Here is a 4,353-nt window from a genome sequence, read left to right as displayed (position 1 = left end):
ATGGGTTTGCCCTGCTATGACCTTTTGAATACGTTCTTCCGTGATTTGAAGCTCTTTAACAGCCTGATTGACTAAGTTCTGCTGTTGTTCTGCAACTGCCATCAGTGCATATAACTTTTTTTCATCAGGTGTCATCGGCTCATCCCTCTAAACTTCATTGTTTTCTGTTGCTCTCGTTCTAATTTCTGCTGTTCTTTGTACTGCTGTAAGGCAAGCTGTTTAAAGCTATCAAAATCAGCCTTAAAGCTCTCAATGCCCTGTTTAATTTCTTTGTCTGAGATAGGGCTGTTTTTGAGGTCTTTCAGGTCGTTTTTAGGGTCGCCTAAGTCTAGTCGCTCAAGCTCTTTATAGGCTGTACGTGACTGTTGCAAGGCTTCCCTGATTTCAGGGTCTTTAGCTTGGCTTGGTAATAGTTTTTTTTCGGGTTCTTTCTCTATGCCTTGCTCTTTGTAGCTTCGCATATCAATACGGCTATCAATTTGGTGTTTTTCTAAATGGCTGTTGCATAAATCTGCCCATCTTTGGCGTAGGTCTTTAATATCAGTTTTTCGTTCCTGGTAACTCTTGCCTGTATTGTCTTTTTTAGCTCCGCCACGTTCAGGATTTTTGCTGTTATAGCGTTTGAAATATTGCTCTGGATCTCGCTCGATTCCATCTTGCAGACGTTCATTAAACATGAGGTGAACATGAGGCTGATCATTGCCGTCCATTGCTTTAGGGTTATGAATCGCAAACTGATACGGATATTTTGAGCCAATTTCAGACTGAATGAAGTCCTCAACCAGTTCTAAGCGTTGCTCGGCATTCATCTCTCTAGGCAAAGCTATTTCATACTCTCGGTAGGTACTGCCGTTTTTACGCTCGTAAAGGTCGGCTGCCTGCCAAAAGGTAATCGGATTATGTTCAGCCCATTTCGGCATATTTCCATAGGCACTATGTTCAAGGTCGGTTTCTGCCTGCTCCTGTTTCAGCTTCTTTTCTTCATCCCGATCGATATATTCGGCATGCGGTGCTGCTTTGCCTGCTTTACCAACTTTGACACTTAAACGAGCAATCGCCATTAGGTTTTATCCTGTCCCTTTTTCCGGTCTAGTTCTTTCTTAAATGCTCTTTGATCGAGTATCGAAGCCCACATCATAATGATGATAAGTAGCGGTGCTGCGATCACGCCAAAAGTAATATCTTTGATTTTTCCCAATACCTGTTTTAGTTGCATGCTGTTGCTCCTAGCTTTGGTACTTCTTTTTTTCATTCAATTTTCAATTGAACGAAAAAAAGAAGTTTCAGGGTTTTAGGGATGAAGTCCCTAACGTGCTTAGGTTTCTCAATGAAATTGAGAAACGTCTAAGCGCGCCATCAAATTTTTGATGGAAGTACAGGCGAAAATCTCTAGAACGACTTTAACAAAATTACGTTACTCGAACGTAAATATTTTGTTATCGTTCTTTGAGTATTGAGCCTGTGCTTTTGCGGTATCTGAATTAATGGAATTGAATATGAATAATGATTGGCTGTCTGAAAAAATCACCTATATTTCTGCTTTAAAGAATCCTAGTGATGCTCAAAAACTTTTACTTGAATTAGCCAAAATTCAGTACAGAACACCCGACCAAGAGAAAAAGATCAATGCCTTGATCAAAGCTGAAAAAGCCATAGATCGAGCAAATAAGCAAAAAGTTGCAGTTAGAAAATTATTGAATGCCGAAAAGGAAGCTGAACGTAAAGCTCGTACACGTCATCTCATTCAATTAGGCGCACTATTTGAAATAGCTAACCTAGATCAGCGTGACCCAGCCGAATTACTTGGCGTTCTTCTAAAAACTGCTGAAATCGACCCAAATGATATGAAATGGCAAATTTGGAAGGATTTAGGACAAGAAACCTTAAATCAGCGTAAAAAGTGACGTTTTATAATAAAAATCCCAATACTTAAATTGGGATTTTTGGAAACTAGAAGTTATTTTTTAATATCTTTTAACCAACCATAAAGGTATGGGTCTTTTTTCAATAGACTAGCAATCATTTCAATGCGTTTTGATTTATCTAATTTTAAAAGAATACTTCTGAGATCAGCATTTATAGATTTCTCTGGCGCGCCTCGGTCACGTGCTTTGCTATACCAATCATGTCCAAGAGTATATTCATGGTTTTCCATATATATAGCTCCCAATAAAGTACATGGTCTGTAGTCCTGAGAATTATTTTCATGAGCTTTTACGCCACATTCTATTGCTGTATCGACTTTTCTAATATCTCTCTTAACTCCTCCCAATGTAGTGAAATAAGCTGACAATAATTTTTTATTTTTATTTAGTGAGATTTCAGTATTTTCTAAAAACTTTTCAGCCTCTTTACTTGCTTTAGCTTTTCTTAATTGACTAGAGGCATTAATAGCATGCCAATGTAATTTGGTTGTCTTATATTGATTAAGATAAAAATCAGCTTCCACACGATGAAATTTTATCTTAAGTTCATCTGTAAAAAATTGTCGTCCTTCCGAATTTAACCAAATAGCATCTTGTTCAGATAATCTCTGATTATTATCTAATAATTTCAATATATTAATTAACTTCGATCTATGCTTATCCGCTATGTCATAGAAGTAAATATCATATTTTTTTATTAGATTTTTTTCTTTTTGCCTCTCTATATATTTAGGGTCAGATTCTAATTTTTTCCTACGTTCACGTTCAGCTTGTTCTCTAACTTTTCTTTCCTGAGCTAATTTTTCTTGTTGTTTCTTTAACTGAATTAGTTCTAATTCTCTTAATTTTTCCAAGCGTAATCTTTCTGCTTCTAAGTGTTCTTGATGCTTTATTCTGTCATTAACAACTTCTTTCTTATATTGATTAAAAGAAATTTTACCTTCAACTAGACTATGTAAAGCATTAAGGTTTTGACGAACTAAATAGGCTTTCTCTGGCAAAGTTAAACTATCATTTTGCTTCGTTTTTAACTTTTGAATTATTTTATGAAGCATACTATGTGGGATCATTGAACTTTCGATATGATCTACACAATAAAAAACAGCATCTTTTCTCATATCATCAAGATATGTTTGATGTTTAACAGCATCCTCAACAGATACTTTACCTCGATAATTAGAATGGTACGTTTTTTTAAAAAATCTACTTCTAGTCATTTCAAAGATTCAAAAATTATTACCATTCAATTAAATAACGGTTTATAGAAGATTAAAAGCATAAAAAAATAGCCTAAGCAGAATATTGGGTATATTAAAACCCATCTGCCTAATTCCCCTAAAAACAAATGCTCTCAACTTCTCAACTCGCCTCCAAAGCGTCGCACTTCGTGCTTTGGCTTTGGAAACGGTTGAGAGAGTTTCGGCAATACTTTCCCTAAAGGCGGTCATTTAAAAAAATGACACATCCTTTAAGTATTGCCGATTTACCGCATATTCTTTTGGCTTCGGAGCCACGTATATCGGTCGTATCCGCACATAGTTTTGCTGACTATGCAGACAAGGACTAAAGGTCTTGCACCTTCTCCCACACGCTCCCTGTCGAAGTATGGCGATATCTCTGCGAGGGTTTCCCCAGCATGCAACTTAACCGACCTATACAACTACTTCCAACGCTCCGCCTTTGTGAGAATCCCCTGTAAGCGGTTTAGCCTTTCGACTATCGCTACGTTGCACCAGTGACACTTATTCCCTCCACATGCAACGCATGCCAATCCGTAAAACGGACACGCAGAAGCAGGCAAAGCTCGATCTATGATGCTTATTTGATGAATAAAAACACGTATTAACGAAGACTTATCATTTTGAGTCTTGATCTAAACACTGTTTATTGTGAAAATAGAGTTCAGGTACAAGCCTTGTGGTGAAATCTGCACGAGTTGGTAGCTCTGCTGATCTTCGTTATTCGATGGTTCGAAGCATCAAATAACTGCGTACCGCTGAATATAAAGCGAAAGCCCATTTAGTTTCAATACTGAATGGGCTTTTTCTTTATCAAGTACTTATCATTTGGGGTCTATGACGCAAAAATCGCCATTTTTTCCATATCCACACTGCTTTTTCATCACTCGGACACACGGTTTAGATTCCTCTCCAACAGTACAGCTTCCAATATCAAATTGGATTCCCTGTTGTTTTAGGCTCTCGATCTGAGGAATATTGCCTAAAGGTTTGATGTAAACCACAAATAACCAAGTCATTGCCAGCATCAAGATAGCAAAAGCACCTAGAACAATAGCGATTAACTTCCATGACCATTGATGAATCACAGAATCAATTGAATGATTCAGGCGTCCAAGTGCCTTAGCGGTCTTGATAAGCTCTGCTGTACCCTCCTGTAAGCCCGTATTTAGCGATTTTGATACAGTGCT

At 37.5% G+C, this 4,353-nt stretch carries 5 protein-coding genes; 1 reads left to right on the top strand and 4 read right to left on the bottom strand.

Annotation, left to right across the window (positions count from 1 at the left end):
• Positions 1-131 precede the first annotated feature (131 nt).
• Together EXE09_RS18465 and EXE09_RS18885 are read right to left on the bottom strand one after the other, a co-directional pair.
• Entirely contained in the window at positions 132-1,061 is a 930-nt protein-coding gene (locus EXE09_RS18465) for a MobA/MobL family protein (protein ID WP_023274844.1), read from the bottom strand.
• Entirely contained in the window at positions 1,061-1,216 is a 156-nt protein-coding gene (locus EXE09_RS18885) for a hypothetical protein (RefSeq protein WP_165382092.1), read from the bottom strand. The genes EXE09_RS18465 and EXE09_RS18885 overlap by 1 nt, the downstream gene beginning before the upstream one ends.
• A gap of 280 nt (positions 1,217-1,496) precedes the next feature.
• Here EXE09_RS18885 and EXE09_RS18460 point away from each other — a divergent pair, with 280 nt between their 5' ends.
• Positions 1,497-1,904 (top strand): conjugal transfer protein TraD, encoded by a 408-nt coding sequence (locus EXE09_RS18460; RefSeq protein WP_068599486.1) that lies wholly within the window; start codon positions 1,497-1,499, stop codon positions 1,902-1,904.
• 53 nt (positions 1,905-1,957) lie between these two features.
• Here the strand turns inward: EXE09_RS18460 and EXE09_RS18455 are convergent, their stop codons facing one another.
• Positions 1,958-3,142 (bottom strand): hypothetical protein, encoded by a 1,185-nt coding sequence (locus EXE09_RS18455; RefSeq protein ID WP_130118231.1) that lies wholly within the window; start codon positions 3,140-3,142, stop codon positions 1,958-1,960.
• Between the two features lie 845 nt (positions 3,143-3,987).
• A partial coding sequence (locus EXE09_RS18450) for a hypothetical protein (RefSeq protein WP_130118230.1) occupies positions 3,988-4,353 on the bottom strand: 366 nt, incomplete at its 5' end.

It is taken from the genome of Acinetobacter sp. WCHAc060025 (genome assembly GCF_004209355.1).
Classification (GTDB): Bacteria; Pseudomonadota; Gammaproteobacteria; order Pseudomonadales; family Moraxellaceae; genus Acinetobacter; species Acinetobacter wuhouensis.
The sequence above is the reverse complement of the archived record's forward strand: the minus strand, read 5'-3'. Positions and strand labels throughout refer to the sequence as shown.

Bases quoted from the DNA above. Each gene is read 5' to 3' on its own strand.
- EXE09_RS18465 (WP_023274844.1), bottom strand. From the start codon at position 1,061: ATGGCGATTGCTCGTTTAAGTGTCAAAGTTGGTAAAGCAGGCAAAGCA.
- EXE09_RS18885 (WP_165382092.1), bottom strand. From the start codon at position 1,216: ATGCAACTAAAACAGGTATTGGGAAAAATCAAAGATATTACTTTTGGC.
- EXE09_RS18460 (WP_068599486.1), top strand. From the start codon at position 1,497: ATGAATAATGATTGGCTGTCTGAAAAAATCACCTATATTTCTGCTTTA.
- EXE09_RS18455 (WP_130118231.1), bottom strand. From the start codon at position 3,142: ATGACTAGAAGTAGATTTTTTAAAAAAACGTACCATTCTAATTATCGA.